Raw genomic sequence first — 15,605 nt, 5'->3', positions numbered from 1 at the left:
CCTGGATGACGAACCACACTGTTTCTATAATCAAAACAATGACCACTACGCTTTGGAGATAATGCGTGGACCGTTTTGAAGCGATGCGCACCTTCGCCAAGGTGGTGGAAACCGGCAGCTTTACCAAAGCGGCTCAGGCCTTGCATATCAGCCGGACACGGGCCACGCATCTGGTGCAGCAACTGGAGGCCCACTTGCGGGTGAGTCTGCTCAATCGCACGACGCGCAAGGTCAGTCTGACCAGCGCAGGCGCCTTGTACGTGGAGCGCGTGCAGCAACTGCTGACTGATCTGGACAATACAGAACGGGATCTGGCGCACGTCTTGGCCTTGCCTGCCGGGCGTTTGCGAGTCGATGTGCCCAGCCCGTTGGCCAGTCGCGTGCTAGTGCCTGCCTTACCGTCTTTTTATCAGCGTTACCCTGATATTCAACTGGATATGGGGGTGGGTGATAAAGCTGTGGATCTACTCGATGAGAGTGTGGATTGCGTGGTTCGAGGTGGCCCGATTCAGGATCAGGCTTTAGTAGCCAGGCGAGTGGGGAGCTTGCGTCTGGCGATATATGCCGCCCCGGCGTACCTGAAGCGGTGTGGGACGCCAGTCCATCCTACCGAACTGGATAGCTCGCAGCATTCGGTGGTGGGCTATCTTTGGGAGCATCAGAACAAACCGTTTCCGTATGCCTTGCGTCGTCACAAGGAAAGCGTAGTTGTGCGGGGATGTAGCGGGTTGGCTGTCAACGATGGCAATGCCTATCTGGCAGCGGGTGAGGCTGGTCTGGGACTGGTTTGTCTGCCCGACTATCTGGCTAATGCAGCTGTGCAGGAAAACCGCTTGGTAGCCTTGTTTGCTGACTGGAGCATGGACCCCATGCCTTTGCATGTGGCGTTTCACCGTAACAAGCATACGAATGTGCGCTTGCGGGCGTTTATTGAGTGGGTTGGGGAACTGCTCGCGCCGCTCTCTTGAAAGTCGCAGCGGCGCATATCCAGGCAGGGGTGCTGTCGCTCCTGGGGTTGCGCCCGAATCGAGTGCGGTTGCTGATGCGTTTTTCCTGAATTGAAGTGGCTTATAAAAAAACCAAGGATGGGTCATCCTTGGTTTTTGGGCGAGTTCTCGCTTAGGAGGCGTCGGTACTGTCTACAGCGGCCAGCGGGGTTTGAGAAAACTCGGGGCGTTCCGTGCCGTGCTTGATCCGATACTCTTTCAGGAACTTGGCGATGCGGTTGATTGCCTCGCGCAAGTCGGGCTCGTGCGGCAAAAAGACCATGCGAAAGTGGTCGGGGTGGGGCCAGTTAAAGCCGGTACCCTGAACCAGCATGACGCGAGTGGCTTCGAGCAGTTGCAGGAAAAATTGACGATCATCCTTGATGGGATAAATTTCGGGGTCCAGACGGGGGAACATATACAAGGCAGCGTGAGGCATGACGCAGCTGACTCCCGGAATGGCCGTAATCAGCTCATAGGCCAGATCGCGCTGACGACGCAGACGGCCGCCTTCGCAAACCAGGTCATTAATGCTCTGGTAGCCGCCCAGCGCAGTCTGGATAGCCCATTGGCCGGGAACGTTGGCACACAGCTTCATATTGGCCAGCATGCTCAGGCCTTCGATATAGTCGGCACCGGCTTTCTTGTCCCCGGAGATCACCAGCCAGCCGGCGCGGTAACCACAGGCGCGGTAACTCTTGGACAGGGAGTTGAAGGTCAGTGTCAGTACGTCGGAGGACAGGCTGGCCATGGCGGTGTGCTTCATGTCGTCGAACAGGACCTTGTCGTAGACTTCGTCCGCCAGCAGCACCAGATTGAACTCGCGTGCAATGTCCACCAGGGCTTGCAAGACCGAATCAGGGTAGAGCACGCCAGTGGGGTTGTTGGGGTTGATGACCACCAGGCCTTTGGTCCGCGGCGTGATTTTGGCGCGGATGTCGTTCAGGTCCGGAATCCAGCCATTGGATTCGTCGCACAGATAATGAACGGGTGTGCCGCCTGACAGGCTGGTGACAGCCGTCCATAAGGGATAGTCGGGCATGGGCAGAAGCAGCTCGTCCCCATCGTCCAGCAGCGCGTTGGTCGCCATGGCGATCAACTCCGAAGCGCCATTGCCCAGGTAAATATCTTCCAGCGTCACGCCCTTGATGCCCTGTTGCTGGGTGTAGTGCATGACGGCTTTGCGCGCGGCAAAAATACCTTTGCTGTCCGAGTAACCCGCCGAGTTGGGCAGGTTACGAATCATATCGAGCTGGATCTCTTCCGGGGCATCAAAACCGAACACCGCCAGATTGCCGATATTCAGTTTGATCAGTTGCTGGCCCTCGTCTTCCATTTGCTTGGCCCGGTCCATGATGGGGCCGCGAATATCGTACAAAACATTCGCCAATTTGCTCGATTTCTTGATGCTGTTCATGATGCTAGTAAACGGATTCCATGTGTGCTGCTGATGATCGGTGGCTGCCCGGAGCAGATCCTTATCCCGATGCCGGTTCAATACCTTGCCTGTTCCGCCGGGGGCGGTGGGGCGGGTGCGGGGCTATGTCTGCAAGATGGCGTGTCATAGTCCGGCCAGCCTTATACCTTACCGCATGCGTGGGCCTGTCTTGTGCGCATCATCCTTAAAATTTGGCATTGTCGAGTTTTGGCGACACTCTGGAGGCAAAAAGTTTCCTGTTGGGGGGGGCAATGCCGAGCTTGGCGAGCCGGGGCGGCCGTGCCAAGGAAAAAGAGGGAGCCTGACGCTGGCACCGTGGAATCGTCTTTGTTATTGGGCTTGTTTTTGATGGAGTCAAACATTAAGATTCGATATCAAACTATTTGATATCGAATTATGAAACTGGACGCCAAATACCAAGCTCTGCTCTCTCATGCCCGGCAGCAAAAGGGCATCAACATTCAGGGTATGGAGCTCTGTTTTCAGCTCTTGTCTTTATCGGCCCGGATTGATCGGGATTGTGCGGCCTTGCTGGCCCCTCACGGTTTGAGCGAAGCGCGTTTCGTGCTGCTGTTTTTATTGGAAAACGCCCCCGAGGGCATGGCCTCCCACCGATTGGCCGAGCGGGCCGGAATTACGCGGGCAACGGTGACAACCCTGGTGGATGGCTTGCTGAAAGCGGGTTTGGTGCAGCGTTTTGCAGCCCAAGCGGATCGACGTTCTGTCATGGTGAAACTCAGTCCCCAAGGTGCTGAGCTGGCGAAACAGCTGGTGGCAACCCACGCCCGCTGGATTGGTCAGTTGTTCAGCCATTTGTCGGCGGCGGAGTGCGTCCAGCTTGGGGCCCTGTTGAGCAAGGCAGCGGGTGGAGAGCAGGCATCATGAACACAGAAAATCGCATTGGCTATGCCAAAGTTGCGGATATACCGGCTGAGGTTCTCCAGGCTTTATCAACAGGAGAAATGTCGGCCGCTACCCTCACCGAGTCCTTGGCTATTGATCAGCGGGTGTTGGCGGCCGTGGTATTTCCTGAACTCGATGAGCACGCGGTCCGGCATATTCAGTCGCTGGCCCAGCTGGGCATACTCAAACGCATGAAAGGCCTGGGCGAGTATCTGTGGCAACGCTACGGCGAACGGGCCTGGAAGCGCTGCCTGAGTCATCGCGCCGATGTGGTGCGAGGTTGGGCCTGTTTTATGGTGGGCGCGCGTGAATCGCTAAGCGTGCCGGAACGTCTGGAGGCGCTGCGTCCCTTGGCGGACGATCCACACTTTGGAGTACGCGAATGGGCCTGGATGGCGGTGCGTCCCCACTTGGTAGCCGAGCTGGACCTATCGATCCGAACCTTGCAACGGTGGGCGCACGAGGACTCAGCGTATTTACGCCGTTTTGCCTGTGAAGCCCTGCGCCCCCGAGGGGTGTGGTGCGCACATATCGCCGTTCTGAAAAAGGAGCCAGAGCGTATGTTGCCCATCCTGCAGGTGTTGCACCGGGATGATAGCGTCTATGTGCAAGACTCGGTCGCCAACTACCTGAACGATGCGGCCAAGGACCAGCCGCAGTGGGCAAGGTCGTTATGCGCTCAATGGCAGACGCAGTCGCCGCAGGATAAGGCTGTGCAGCGCGTGTGCAAACGGGCGCTGCGCAGCGTGTCCTGAAAAGGGAAAGGGTTGCGGTCGGTCTTAAGGGGCGCGCAGGGTAATCAAGGTGATTTCTGATGCGCGTCCCAGGCGTAGCGGAAAGCCGGCCCATAGTCCCGCTCCATAACTGACATACAGTTGCATGCTGCCGACTTGATACAGTCCACCTACATATCCGTCATTGGCCATCTGCACGATCTTGTGCATGCCCAGAATATGACCGCCGTGCGTATGGCCGGACAGTTGCAAGGCCACGCCTGCCGCAGCGCTTGTTTTGGCGGTGTCTGGTCGATGGCCCAGCATAATGATGGGCATGCCAGCCGGAATACCGGCCACGGCAGCACCGACATCCGGCATGGGCTGCCCGTGCACCGCAGCCGACTTGTCGGTAATCCCCGCCAAGGCAAAGGCTGCGCCATTTCGCTGAATAATGCTGTGCTCGTTCAACAGCAAACGTAGCCCCAGACTCTTGAAATGCGCTATCCAGGGCTGGTACTGAGTGTAGTACTCGTGGTTACCGGCAATGACCCAGACTCCCTGAGGGGCTGACAAAGCGTGCAAGGGAGCCACATCGTCCCGACGCGCATCGACAGTGCCATCGACCAGATCCCCGGTAATGGCAACCAGATCTGGATTCAAGGCCTGTGTCTTTTCCACGATCGCCTCAATCCAAGGACCTTGCAGCAGGCGGCTGGCGTGCAGATCCGTTAGTTGAACGATCCGGAAACCATCCAGATCGGGTGGCAAGCCCTTAATGGTCACCTCGACCGTTTTCACCTCGGGTACTTGCACGGCTTGCCACACTGCTAGTGCGGACAAACTCAGCGCCGTGATACCCAGAGCGGCGCGCAGTGTTGGCGAGCGCAGCATTACCAGGCCAAGTGGCTTGTAAAGAACACGCATCAGCAGGCCGGTCAGATCCGTGAACAGGGTCAGGCTGGCGGCCAGCAGGACACTGCCAAATGCCCAGCCCAGGACCATGATAAGGGCGGCAGGGATCTCCGGCGAGGCGCGCGTGCCCCAGAACAGAGCAACCGTATAGTGATGCAGGGTGGCGGCCAGCGCCAACGCGCTGAGCAGATATTTGATCCAGGGCCGAAGTTTCAGAGGTTTGATCAATCGCCAGGCGACGTACAGGGCAAAACAGAGAGCAGCGACTTGAAACACAAGGTTATTCCAAAAAGAAACCGAGGCCGCGCAGACCGCGCGGCTGTAATGAGGGGCCGTACAGAGCGACAGCACGTGCATGATGCCAGAGCTCAGCCTTTCCGGGCCGAATGCTCGCATAAAAAAATGTGGACATGCTTGATTACGTTTCGAGAAATCGATTCGCACATGCCTTGTGCAAAGCCTCTAGGCTCTTTTAAGACTGCCCGCTTGGTCAGGGTAGCGGTCCCGAGTGACAAGTGCCTTGTTCCGTCAGGAGCAAAGATCGTTTGCCAGCCTCTGGCCAGTTATGCGAACGCGTGGGCGTAGCAATGGTCATGCCATGCAGACCGGCTAAGGCCGCTTCTGAAGGACGAGGTTTGTTGTGTGATTCGATTGGAGGACATATGGTGACGAAAAAATCAGCGGCGACGAACAATCAGGACTCCCTGGGTCAGGGAGGGGAGTTGCATCAGGCGGGCCATACCGCCTTGACCAGCAATCATGGCATGCCGATTTCGGATAATCAGAACTCCCTGCGCCTGGGGGCTCGCGGTCCTACTTTGCTGGAAGATTTTGTCCTGCGAGAGAAAATATTTCATTTCGATCACGAACGCATTCCAGAGCGCATCGTGCATGCTCGTGGCACGGGGGCGCATGGCTATTTTGAGTGTACGCAGGCGATTCCGGAGCTGACCCAGGCCTGTGTGTTTCAAAAGGAAGGGCATCGGGTGCCGGTGTTTTGCCGCTTTTCAACCGTAGCGGGTTCCAAGGGATCCAAGGACACGCCGCGTGACGTGCGTGGTTTTGCGGTCAAGTTCTATACCGAACAGGGCAACTGGGATCTGGTCGGCAACAATATGCCCGTGTTCTTTATTCAGGATGCCATCAAGTTTCCGGACCTGATTCATGCCGTCAAGCCCGAGGCTGACCGCGGTTTTCCCCAGGCGGCCTCTGCCCATGACACGTTCTGGGACTTTGTCTCGCTGATGCCCGAATCGTTACATACGGTGATGTGGCTGATGTCGGATCGCGCCTTGCCTCGTTCCTTTCGCATGATGCAGGGTTTTGGCGTACACACCTTCCGTTTCGTGAATGCGCAGGGCAAGTCGCATTTTGTGAAGTTTCACTGGAAACCCAAGCAGGGATTGCAGTCGACCTTGTGGGATGAGGCCGTCAAGATTTCAGGTGCGGATTCGGACTACCTGCGACGTGATTTATACGAAGCCATTCAAAGCGGCGCTTTTCCGGAGTGGGAGCTGGGCGTGCAGGTGTTTGATCAAGAGTGGGCGGACCGGCAGGATTACGATGTGCTGGACGCCACCAAGCTGATCCCCGAGGAGAGTGTACCCGTCAAGATTGTGGGCCGTATGGTGCTCGATCGCTACCCCGACAATTTCTTTGCAGAAACCGAACAGGTTGCTTTCCTGCCTTCCAACGTGATTCCCGGCATCGACTTTACCGACGATCCTTTGTTGCAGGGCCGACTGTTTTCTTACCTGGATACCCAGAAATCTCGACTGGGAACAGTCAACTTCCATCAGATCCCGATTAATGCGCCACGTTGCCCCTTTAGCAATATGCAGCGCGACGGCATGATGCAAATGCAGGTTCCCAAAGGCCGTGCGACCTATGAGCCCAACAGTCTGGATGAGGTCGGTGAGCCGGGTGGACCTCGTGCCCAGGCTCAGGGGTTTCGCAGCTTTCCCAGTACCGTGGAGGACGGGGCGAAACTGCGTGTCCGGGCAGAGTCGTTCGCTGATCATTACAGCCAGGCACGCCTGTTTTACCGTTCCCAGACGGAGGTGGAGCAGGAGCATCTGATTGCGGGCCTGGTCTTTGAGCTGTCCAAGGTCCAGCTCAATCATGTTCGCCTGCGCGTGCTCTCGCATATGCGGACCATTGATGAGGATCTGGCCAAGCGGGCTGCCCAGGGCTTGGGCCTGACGCTGCCGGCAGCGGCCAAACCAGCCCGCCCGCCAGTAGACATGCCACCGTCCAAGGCTTTGTCGATACTGGCTCAAAAGCCACCCGTCGCAGGCCGGATGCTGGGCATTTTGCTGACGGATGGAGCTGACAAGGAATTGCTGCAGATGCTGCTGACCGGTGCGCAGGAGGCGGGAGTGGCGGTCAAGCTGATTGCGCCTCAGGTAGGAGGCGTGACGCTGTCAGACGGGACGGCGCTGGCTGCCGATGAGAAGATTGCTGGGGCACCGTCGGTCCTGTTTGATGCGGTGGCCTTGTTGCTGGGACAGGGACAGGCCTTGAAACTGTGTACCAACAAGGCGGCGGTTGATTTCGTGGCTGATGCTTATGGTCACCTCAAAGCCATCGGTCACGATGGGGGGGCGCAGCCTTTGCTGGATCGGGCAGGCGTGTCGGCAGACAAGGGGGTATTCGTGATCAAGACGGGAGAAGACCTGCTTGGCAAGGTAGCCACGCGTTTCTGGGAGCGCCGTCATCAGGTCGATGGAATGGCCTGATAGCGGGGAAAAGGGGCGCTTTCGAGCGCCCCTTTTCCTATTTTCCTAGTAACGCCAGCTCAGACCCAGCACCGGACCGGACAGGTGTGCATCAAAGATTTGGCCGGATCGGCGGTAGTTCACATCCAGCATCTTGTATCCGGCCGTCAATGAAAAGTTCTCTGACAGATCGTAGTTCAGGGTCAGGGTGGCCTGATAGCTCAGACGTGAGCCCACGTTAAATCCGCCCACGTGAATTTGCGCCTGCGTGGAGAGCTCCGGGTTGAAACGATAAAACGCGCGCAGTCCCACCATGGGGTCTACCCAGTTGAAGCTTTCCTGATGGTGACGGTTTCGGCCCGCGATGCGCAGGTGGGCACGGCTGCGGATGTCCCAGAAGGAAAAGCCGGCCAGTGCGTCCAGGCTGGCTTGCTCGGAATCATAGAAGCGATAGCCGCCTTGCAGGGTTCCCATAAAGAGACGCGTGTCCATCGTTCCTTCTGCCGCACCCACCAAGGGCAGCCCGCCCACCACTTCACTTTCACGGGTGTTCACATAAAGCAGGTCGCTGTTGAGCACATAGCGGTCGCGACGCATCCAGGTATTGAGAAAAGCAGCTGCGCGCAGACTGTGCCATACATCCGAGAACGACTTTTCAATATCCAGTGAAGGGGCGCGTTTGAAGGGAGAGCTCTCTCCAGACAGGCCGGTGATCCAGGCGTAAGGGGTGATCTGCACGGCGTAGCGGGATGAGGGGGGGTTATCGTGCAGAGGTTCTGGTTGCTGGGCGTTCACCTGGGTATGAAGCAGGGCGGCCAGGAGCAAGGCAGCCAATTGTTCATAGCGCAAATGCGTGAGTGTCCGTGTCATTGTTCTGAGGCCCTTTTTAGCGGTAAGCAGTGACGGCGCACTGGCGCCTGCCGTGTTTCTTTCGGTATGCTGGACAAGTCGATCACCAATTTGTGGAGAGCGTGTCATGCATGTGTTTTACCTTAGCAAGCAAGATATTGATAAGTTGTTGCCCTTGGTGCAAGCAGCGTTACAAGCTGATCGTGGTGGACAAGTCGGCTTCACGAATGAGGAGTTGGCCTTGCGTTCAGCGCTGGAAAAGCTGCCTGACCCCAAATTGTCCGAACTCTTGGCCGGCGCGTTGGTGGACCCAGGCCGCAGTGCGGTTGGCCTGGCTGATGAGGATTATCGGGAAAATCTGCTGGCCTTGGAGACGTTTGACAGCACCTATGTCCTGGCTCAGTTAATGAATAACTATGCACGCTTGCCTGGTTTTTTTAACTGTCTGGAGTTTTAGTCCGATGCGCAAAAATGGCCCATTGAAGGGCCATTTTTTTTGGGGAGGCTCTTTATGACCGTGTTGACGCTGTCAGCCTGCGTGACTCCGTTTGCGACCCTGTTTTTGTCGGACCCGTACCACAAGCACCCATGTCGCTTGACGTGGCGCCGTAATCCTGTTTTTGTTACGTCCATGTCCAATGTGTCGACTGTGGAAGCAGTCTGTTCTTTGTTTCATTGGTTGGGCGGCTCGCCGTCTCTGGAGAAAAAGATGTTGTTAAACAAATGTCGTCGTACCTTGGTGGCGTGTGCGCTTGGTCTGGCTTTGGCGCCGGCAGTTTCCCAGGCCTGTACTCGCGCTGTTTTTCTGGGTGACAACGGGCAGGTGATTACGGGCCGTTCCATGGACTGGAAAAGGGATGTCGGGACCAACCTCTGGATCTTTCCGCGTGGTGCCAAGCGTACTGGAGAGGCTGGGCCGGCTTCCATTGAATGGACATCAAAGTATGGCAGTGTGATTGCCTCTGGCTACGATATTGCATCGACCGACGGCGCCAATGAAAAGGGCCTGAACGTCAATCTCTTGTGGTTGCCGGAGTCGCAGTTTCCCACCCCGGCAAAGGGCGACAAGACCTTGAGCTTGTCTTTGTGGGGGCAGTATGTGCTGGATAATTTCGCAACGGTGGCAGAGGCAGTCGCTGCGCTGGAGAAAACCCCCTTTGTTGTGCTGACCGACTCCCTGCCCGACGAGGATCGTCTGGCGACCTTGCATCTGTCGATGTCGGATGCCTCTGGTGACAGCGCAATTATCGAATATATCGATGGCAAGCAGCGCATTCATCACAGTCGCCAATATCAGGTCATGACCAACTCGCCCACCTTTGACAAGCAATTGGCGATCCGGGATTACTGGCAGGACGTGGGAGGGCTTAATTTGTTGCCCGGAACGAGTCGGGCGGCCGATCGCTTTGCACGCGCGTCGTTTTACATCAATGCAGTGCCGCGCAATCTGAGCGATGACAAAGCGGTTGCCAGTGTCTTGAGCGTGATTCGCAATGCCTCGACGCCTTACGGTATGACGGTTCCCGATCAGCCGAATAACTCATCGACCCGCTGGCGCACGGTGTTCGACCACCAACGCAGCTTGTATTATTTTGACTCGGTTTTGTCGCCTGGCGCTTTCTGGCTGGATATGAAGAAGGTGGATTTCTCTGCCGAAACTGGCAAGGTGATGAAGCTGGATCTGGGGCCTGAGCAAAGCACGGTTTACATGGGTGAAGTGCTGGAGCATTTCAAGCCTTCCCAGCCTTTCCGTTTTCTGTCCGTGAAAGCACCTGCTATTTAAGACGGTTGGACACAGACTTCTGTGTCCAGCTGAGTAGGCGGCACTAGAAAAAAGGGGTAGGGCATGTAGGACATGAAAACGAGTCATGTTCAGCTGTTATGCTATGCCCCGTCTTGATTTGTTAAAGCTGTTGTTGAATGACCTACGTAGTAACGCAAGCCTGTATTCAGTGCAAGTACACCGATTGTGTGACGGTGTGCCCCATGGACTGTTTTTTTGAAGGCCCCAATTTTCTTGTTATTCACCCTGATGAGTGCATTGATTGCTCCATCTGTGTGGCAGAGTGCCCAGTGGGGGCGATTGTCAGTGATCAGGATGTCACGCCCGAGCAGCAGGTGTATGTGGAACTGAACCGCAGCTTGAGCGCACATCCAGCCTGGAGGCGCATCACTGAACAAAAAGCGCCGTTGCCAGACCATGAGTATTGGGCAAGCCAGCCCGACAAGTTGGCGCTATTGAAAAAAGACTAATCGGCGTGCGAACGCCCGGGGGAGCGCTGAAAGTACCAGACCGCCAGCGCAGCCATTGCCAGTAGCACAGTACAACTGGCCAGCACGGCGACATAGCCTCGGTCGAAGGCATCGCGAGCCAACTCCGCCAATCCGAAGGCCTGCTCTTGTGGCAGGTTCTCCGTTATCAACAGGGCCTGATCCAGGCTGTCGTAGGCCAGGGGATGAGCGCTCAATGCCTCGGGCAAGATCAGGCTGGCGCTATAAACGAACGACAGCAGGCTGCCCATGAGGGTCACGCCCAAGGCGCCGCCCAGTTCATACGACATTTCTTCGACAGAGGCCACCATCCCGGCACGTGAGGGGGGCACACTTTGCATGATGGTGCTGGAGGCGGCAGTCATGGCCGCGCCTATACCCAGACCCAGCATGACCAGGCTGATTACCTGCAAAAACTGGGCACTGTTGTGCCAGAGCAGGTAAGCCGCCATGCCTGCCGCTGCCAGGCTTAGGGAGCCGATCAGCAGACGCTTGCTGCCAATAACCATCAGCAAACGACCTGCCAGGGGACCGGCCAGGAAGGCGGCCAATGGCAAGGGAATAATGGCCAGACCCGCCCGCAGCGGCGAGAAGCCCAGTACCAGTTGGAGGCGTTGGCTAAAAACGAGCTCCATGCCAATCAGGGCGGCCGAAGCGCTCAGGGCGGACAGAACAGCCGTACTGAGCGTGGCATTTTTGAACAGGGCAAAATCCAGCAAAGGAAAGGGACTGCGATTTTGCTGCCGGACAAACCAGCCCAGAAAGAGGACGCCGACCACCAGGGCTCCCGCTGCCAGTCCCCAATCGGTATAAAGCTTGCCCATTTCCTTGATCGCCAAGGTACTGGCAACCAGCCCCACCATAATCAGCACGGAACCTTTGATATCCCAGGGTCGGGAACTGTCCGGCGTGGAACGCGGCACCAGCAGCCAGCCCATGGGCAGGGCGATCAGTACGATAGGGACGTTGATCAGAAAGACCGAGCCCCACCAGAAGTGCTCCAGCAGAAAGCCCCCCAGGACCGGTCCAAAGGCCGCGCCGCCCGAGGCGATGGAGGACCACACACCAAAGGCCACTGCGCGTTCACGCTCATCGTGAAAAGTGATGCGAATCAATGACAACGTGGCGGGCATCATCATGGCGGCAGCCACGCCCAGAAATGCCCGTGCCGCGATCAGAAAGGTCGGGTTGGGGGAATAGGCCGCTGCTACCGAGGCCACTCCAAACATGGCCAGACCAGACAGAAACAGGCGCTTATGGCCGAGACGATCTCCCAGCGTGCCCATGCCAAGCAGCAGGCCAGAGACGACCAGCGCGTAACTGTTAATGATCCAGAGCTTGTCGGAGGCCGACGCCTGCAGGTCATGGGTCAGCCGGGGAAGGGCGGTGTAGAGCACCGTCATGTCCACCACAATCAACAAGAGTGCCGCCGATACAATGGCCAGAATCAGCCAGCGACGGCCGGGGGACAAGGGAACGGGTGAGAGGTGACGGTGAGTCGGACTGTGCAGCATAACAACGCAAAGGAGTGGCAAAACCCGTATGATCCATCAATATTATCAACCGACAAAGTTGATTAGCATCGATGGAATAGATACATGGACTGGACACTGGAACGTATTCGACACTTTGTGGCCGTAGCAGAGACGGGCTCCATGACGCAGGCGGCCAAAGACCTGGGCAAGGTGCAATCAGCGGTCAGCACCTCTATCGCCTTACTGGAGGCAGACTTGAATCTGGCCCTGTTTGACCGTTCGCGCAGAACCTTGAGCCTGACCGTTCCGGGTGAAATCATGCTGTTGGAGGCCAAAGCGCTGCTGCGTCAGGCCGACGTGCTGAACCGGCGTGCGCTGGATTTGTCGCAGGGGCAATCTGCCCGGCTGGAGATCAGCCTGGATGAGGCCTTGCCCCAGGAGCCCCTGCGCCTATTGCTCAAGGAGCTGGCAGAACGTTGGCCGGGCTTGGAGTTGACGATCTGGAATGGCACCGCCTCTGAAGTGATCGACTACATGAATGAGGGGCGCTCGGATGTAGCGCTTCAATTTGATCGCGGCGCTGACGTGACATCCTTTGCGCAACGGTATATTGGGGCTGTCCCTCAGGCAATCTGCGTGTCGCGAACTCATCTCTTGGCGGGTCAGGACCAGGTCAGCCGCAAAGAGTTGACTGCGCACAGACAGTTGCTGATTCACATTGAAGGCATGGAGCAGACGGTCGTCAGTCCCAGCGTCTGGCGTTCAGACAGCTTTTACGTGATTGCCGATATGGTGGCGGATGGTCTGGGCTGGGCGATATTGCCGCTTAATATTGCCGAGTATGAAAATCTGCGCAACAAACTGGCGCAATTGCATTGCCAGGAGATGATGCTGCCCCCCTTGCCAGTGCGAATGTTGTGGCGGCAGGGGCAATCTTTGCCGCCTGCGGCCCTGTGGATGCAGCAGCGCCTGTCGGAGCTGCTGCCGTAGTTTTGCCTAGCAGGTGGCCGAGTGGCTGGGGTGGGAAAGTTGACCCGTGGCCCAGCGTTGTACGCCGTCCCAGATATCGTTGGCATGATGAACGGTCAGATCCGCCTGCCAGGTACCGATGCTGTCGTCACCTGCGCAATAGCCGTAGGCAGCAATCATGGTTGCCATGCCGGCAGCCCGGCCTGCCTGAATGTCACGTAGATCATCGCCTACATACAGACAGTCTGCAGGTGCGAAGCCGGCCTTGCTGGCGGCATGCAGCAAGGGCTCCGGGTGCGGCTTGGTGTGTTGCGTGGTGTCGCCACCTACTGTGACTGCGCAAGTCTCTTCCAAGCCCAGATGACGAATCAGGGGCAGAGCCAGGTATTCGAGCTTGTTGGTGACAATACCCCAGGTATAGCCAGCTTGTTCTAGCTGGCTGAGCATGGGAGCCACACCGTCGAACAAATAGGTCAGCTCCGTCATGTGATCGTGGTAATCCTGCAAAAACTGTGCCCTCAGTTGCGCATAGTCCGGATGATCGGTGTTGATATCCAGTGCTACCTTGAGCAGACCACGGGCGCCGTGCGAGGCGTAGGGTCGCAGGGCATCGTACGGCAGTTCAGGCAGGCCTCGTTCCTTGCGCATGCGATTGGCGGTAGCCGCCAGATCGGGAGCAGAGTCGGCCAGGGTGCCGTCAAAATCGAATAGAACAAGTTTATTCATAAGGGCTTAGCGTTGGCGGCGGCTGGCCAGCAGGTAATTGACGGAGGTGTCGTCCGACAGACGATAGTGCTCGGTAATCGGGTTGTATTCCAGGCCTTTCAGGGCCAGTGCGTCCAGGCCGCTGCGACGGGCCGAGGAAATCAGTTCGCTGGGCTTGATGAAACCTTCGTAGCTGTGCGTGCCTTTGGGGATCAGGCGCAGCAGGTATTCGGCCCCCACGATGGCAAACAGAAAAGATTTGGGATTGCGGTTAAGGGTCGAGAAAAACACCCAGCCACCGGGTTTGACCAGCTTGGCGCAGGCCGCAATGATGGAGCCGGGGTCTGGGACGTGTTCCAGCATTTCCATGCAGGTGACAACGTCAAAGCGGCCAGGATGCTGATCGGCCATGTCTTCAGCGCTGATCATCTCGTACTTGACCGGCACACCCGACTCCAGGCTGTGCAGACGGGCAATTTTCAAGGAACGCTCAGCCAGATCAATGCCGGTGACTTCGGCGCCCGACTGGGCCAGGCTTTCGGACAGAATCCCGCCTCCACAACCGACATCCAATACCTGTTTTCCAGCCAGGGAGCCGGTGTAGGACAGAATCCAGTCCAGACGCAAAGGGTTGATGGCGTGCAGCGGTTTGAATTCGCTGTCAGGGTCCCACCAGCGAGATGCCAGTGCACTGAATTTATCGATCTCTGCCGGATCGACATTGACGTTAGTGACGGTGGAAGCGGTCATGGCTCATCCAAAAAAATTAAGGCCCCGCAAAAGCGGAGCCTTAATTGTAGCCTTAGCTACAGAAATACGTGGTGCAGCAAGAATTACTTGCGGTTGCCCACGATTTCGATTTCTACGCGACGGTTTTGAGCGCGGCCTTCGCGGGTCTTGTTGGACGCCACGGGGTTAGCTTCGCCCTTGCCTTCGGTGTAGATACGGTCAGCAGGAACGCCCTTGTTGACCAGGTATGCTTTAACAGCATTGGCACGACGCTCGGACAACTTCAGGTTGTAAGCTTCGGTGCCGATCGAGTCAGTGTAACCGGTAGCAATCAGGGTTTCCAGATCGATGGACTGAACAGTGTCAGCCACTTGATCCAGAACCTGGCGACCTTCTGGCTTGATGGTGGATTTATCAAAGTCGAAGAAAGTGTCAGCGTTCAGAGTCACTTTAGTGACGGTAGGAGCGACGACAGGAGCTTCGGGGGCTTGGGCAACGGGCACACCGTCACAACCTGGAATACCCGTAGCAGGGGTCCAGAAGTTGTTGCGCCAGCACAGTTCGTTGGTGCCGTTTTTCCAAACGTCGCCAAACGGGTTGCGCCAGTTGTTAACTTCGCCGGACTCTTGTGCGGAAACTGCACCGGTAGCCGATGCGGCGGCAATGGCGAGTACAAGTGCGATTTTGGAGGGTTTGTTCATATTTCTCCTCGTTGAGCTGATGCTGTTAAGTGACCGCAGCGAACCCCTGCCGCTGATTAACGGAACCAGTATAGCAATCCTTTGCACGGAACAAAGACTTGCTTGCGCTGGGTTTCATGCGTGTTAGGTCGAATCTTAAGACATTTCGGCCACATGCGTGAGGGGGACGGGGAACGATTCGCGAACTTGCGTGGAATTAGGCTTGTTCTTTCCTGTTATTGTTGGTTTTAGGCA

15 protein-coding genes are annotated in these 15,605 nt (G+C 57.0%); 8 read left to right on the top strand and 7 right to left on the bottom strand.

The features are described 5' to 3' along the window. The first annotated feature begins 65 nt into the window (after nucleotides 1–65). Entirely contained in the window at nucleotides 66–968 is a 903-nt protein-coding gene (locus ACOZ42_RS10745; protein WP_003799103.1) for a LysR family transcriptional regulator, read from the top strand. 151 nt (nucleotides 969–1,119) lie between these two features. Here the strand turns inward: ACOZ42_RS10745 and ACOZ42_RS10740 are convergent, their stop codons facing one another. After that, nucleotides 1,120–2,403, bottom strand: coding sequence for a pyridoxal phosphate-dependent aminotransferase (locus ACOZ42_RS10740; protein ID WP_003799106.1), 1,284 nt, complete (start codon nucleotides 2,401–2,403; stop codon nucleotides 1,120–1,122). 417 nt (nucleotides 2,404–2,820) lie between these two features. Here ACOZ42_RS10740 and ACOZ42_RS10735 point away from each other — a divergent pair, with 417 nt between their 5' ends. Continuing rightward, nucleotides 2,821–3,309: a MarR family winged helix-turn-helix transcriptional regulator gene (locus ACOZ42_RS10735; protein ID WP_003799107.1), complete on the top strand. Its 489-nt coding sequence runs from the start codon at nucleotides 2,821–2,823 to the stop codon at nucleotides 3,307–3,309. Further along, a complete protein-coding gene (locus ACOZ42_RS10730) occupies nucleotides 3,306–4,082 on the top strand; it encodes a DNA alkylation repair protein (RefSeq protein WP_426345118.1) in 777 nt (258 codons plus the stop codon). Before ACOZ42_RS10735 ends, ACOZ42_RS10730 begins: the two co-directional genes overlap by 4 nt. Before the next feature lie 24 nt (nucleotides 4,083–4,106). Here the strand turns inward: ACOZ42_RS10730 and ACOZ42_RS10725 are convergent, their stop codons facing one another. Continuing rightward, nucleotides 4,107–5,231, bottom strand: coding sequence for a metallophosphoesterase (locus ACOZ42_RS10725; protein ID WP_426345117.1), 1,125 nt, complete (start codon nucleotides 5,229–5,231; stop codon nucleotides 4,107–4,109). 386 nt (nucleotides 5,232–5,617) lie between these two features. Here ACOZ42_RS10725 and ACOZ42_RS10720 point away from each other — a divergent pair, with 386 nt between their 5' ends. Beyond that, complete coding sequence (locus ACOZ42_RS10720; protein ID WP_426345116.1) at nucleotides 5,618–7,693, top strand: catalase; 2,076 nt, start codon at nucleotides 5,618–5,620, stop codon at nucleotides 7,691–7,693. Nucleotides 7,694–7,738: 45 nt separating this feature from the next. On the opposite strand, the gene ACOZ42_RS10715 is transcribed toward ACOZ42_RS10720, so the two are convergent. Then, nucleotides 7,739–8,542, bottom strand: coding sequence for a hypothetical protein (locus ACOZ42_RS10715; protein WP_426345115.1), 804 nt, complete (start codon nucleotides 8,540–8,542; stop codon nucleotides 7,739–7,741). 106 nt (nucleotides 8,543–8,648) lie between these two features. On the opposite strand from ACOZ42_RS10715, the gene ACOZ42_RS10710 reads away from it, so the two are divergent. From ACOZ42_RS10710 to fdxA, 3 genes are all read left to right on the top strand, one after another. Continuing rightward, nucleotides 8,649–8,978 carry a hypothetical protein gene (locus ACOZ42_RS10710; protein WP_426345114.1) on the top strand — a complete coding sequence of 110 codons (330 nt, stop codon included), beginning with the start codon at nucleotides 8,649–8,651 and terminating at the stop codon, nucleotides 8,976–8,978. 252 nt (nucleotides 8,979–9,230) lie between these two features. Beyond that, nucleotides 9,231–10,304, top strand: a complete 1,074-nt coding sequence (locus ACOZ42_RS10705) for a linear amide C-N hydrolase (protein WP_003799119.1) — start codon at nucleotides 9,231–9,233, stop codon at nucleotides 10,302–10,304. Between the two features lie 137 nt (nucleotides 10,305–10,441). Beyond that, complete coding sequence (fdxA, locus tag ACOZ42_RS10700) at nucleotides 10,442–10,774, top strand: ferredoxin FdxA (RefSeq protein WP_219234928.1); 333 nt, start codon at nucleotides 10,442–10,444, stop codon at nucleotides 10,772–10,774. Here fdxA and ACOZ42_RS10695 read toward each other — a convergent pair. Further along, nucleotides 10,771–12,306, bottom strand: coding sequence for an MFS transporter (locus tag ACOZ42_RS10695; protein WP_426345113.1), 1,536 nt, complete (start codon nucleotides 12,304–12,306; stop codon nucleotides 10,771–10,773). The two genes, fdxA and ACOZ42_RS10695, sit on opposite strands and share 4 nt — an antisense overlap. Nucleotides 12,307–12,390: 84 nt before the next feature. On the opposite strand from ACOZ42_RS10695, the gene ACOZ42_RS10690 reads away from it, so the two are divergent. Continuing rightward, a complete protein-coding gene (locus ACOZ42_RS10690; RefSeq protein WP_131070693.1) occupies nucleotides 12,391–13,257 on the top strand; it encodes a LysR family transcriptional regulator in 867 nt (288 codons plus the stop codon). A gap of 6 nt (nucleotides 13,258–13,263) precedes the next feature. On the opposite strand, the gene gph is transcribed toward ACOZ42_RS10690, so the two are convergent. From gph to ompA, 3 genes are all read right to left on the bottom strand, one after another. Then, nucleotides 13,264–13,962: a phosphoglycolate phosphatase gene (gene gph, locus ACOZ42_RS10685; protein WP_219234927.1), complete on the bottom strand. Its 699-nt coding sequence runs from the start codon at nucleotides 13,960–13,962 to the stop codon at nucleotides 13,264–13,266. A gap of 6 nt (nucleotides 13,963–13,968) precedes the next feature. After that, entirely contained in the window at nucleotides 13,969–14,691 is a 723-nt protein-coding gene (gene ubiG / locus ACOZ42_RS10680) for a bifunctional 2-polyprenyl-6-hydroxyphenol methylase/3-demethylubiquinol 3-O-methyltransferase UbiG (protein ID WP_003799127.1), read from the bottom strand. 83 nt (nucleotides 14,692–14,774) lie between these two features. Continuing rightward, complete coding sequence (gene ompA / locus ACOZ42_RS10675) at nucleotides 14,775–15,371, bottom strand: outer membrane protein OmpA (protein ID WP_003799131.1); 597 nt, start codon at nucleotides 15,369–15,371, stop codon at nucleotides 14,775–14,777. Nucleotides 15,372–15,605 lie beyond the last annotated feature (234 nt).

This window comes from Alcaligenes sp. HNGD-HTN06, from assembly GCF_049932565.1.
GTDB lineage: Bacteria > Pseudomonadota > Gammaproteobacteria > Burkholderiales > Burkholderiaceae_B > Alcaligenes > Alcaligenes ammonioxydans.
The sequence above is the reverse complement of the archived record's forward strand: the minus strand, read 5'-3'. Positions and strand labels throughout refer to the sequence as shown.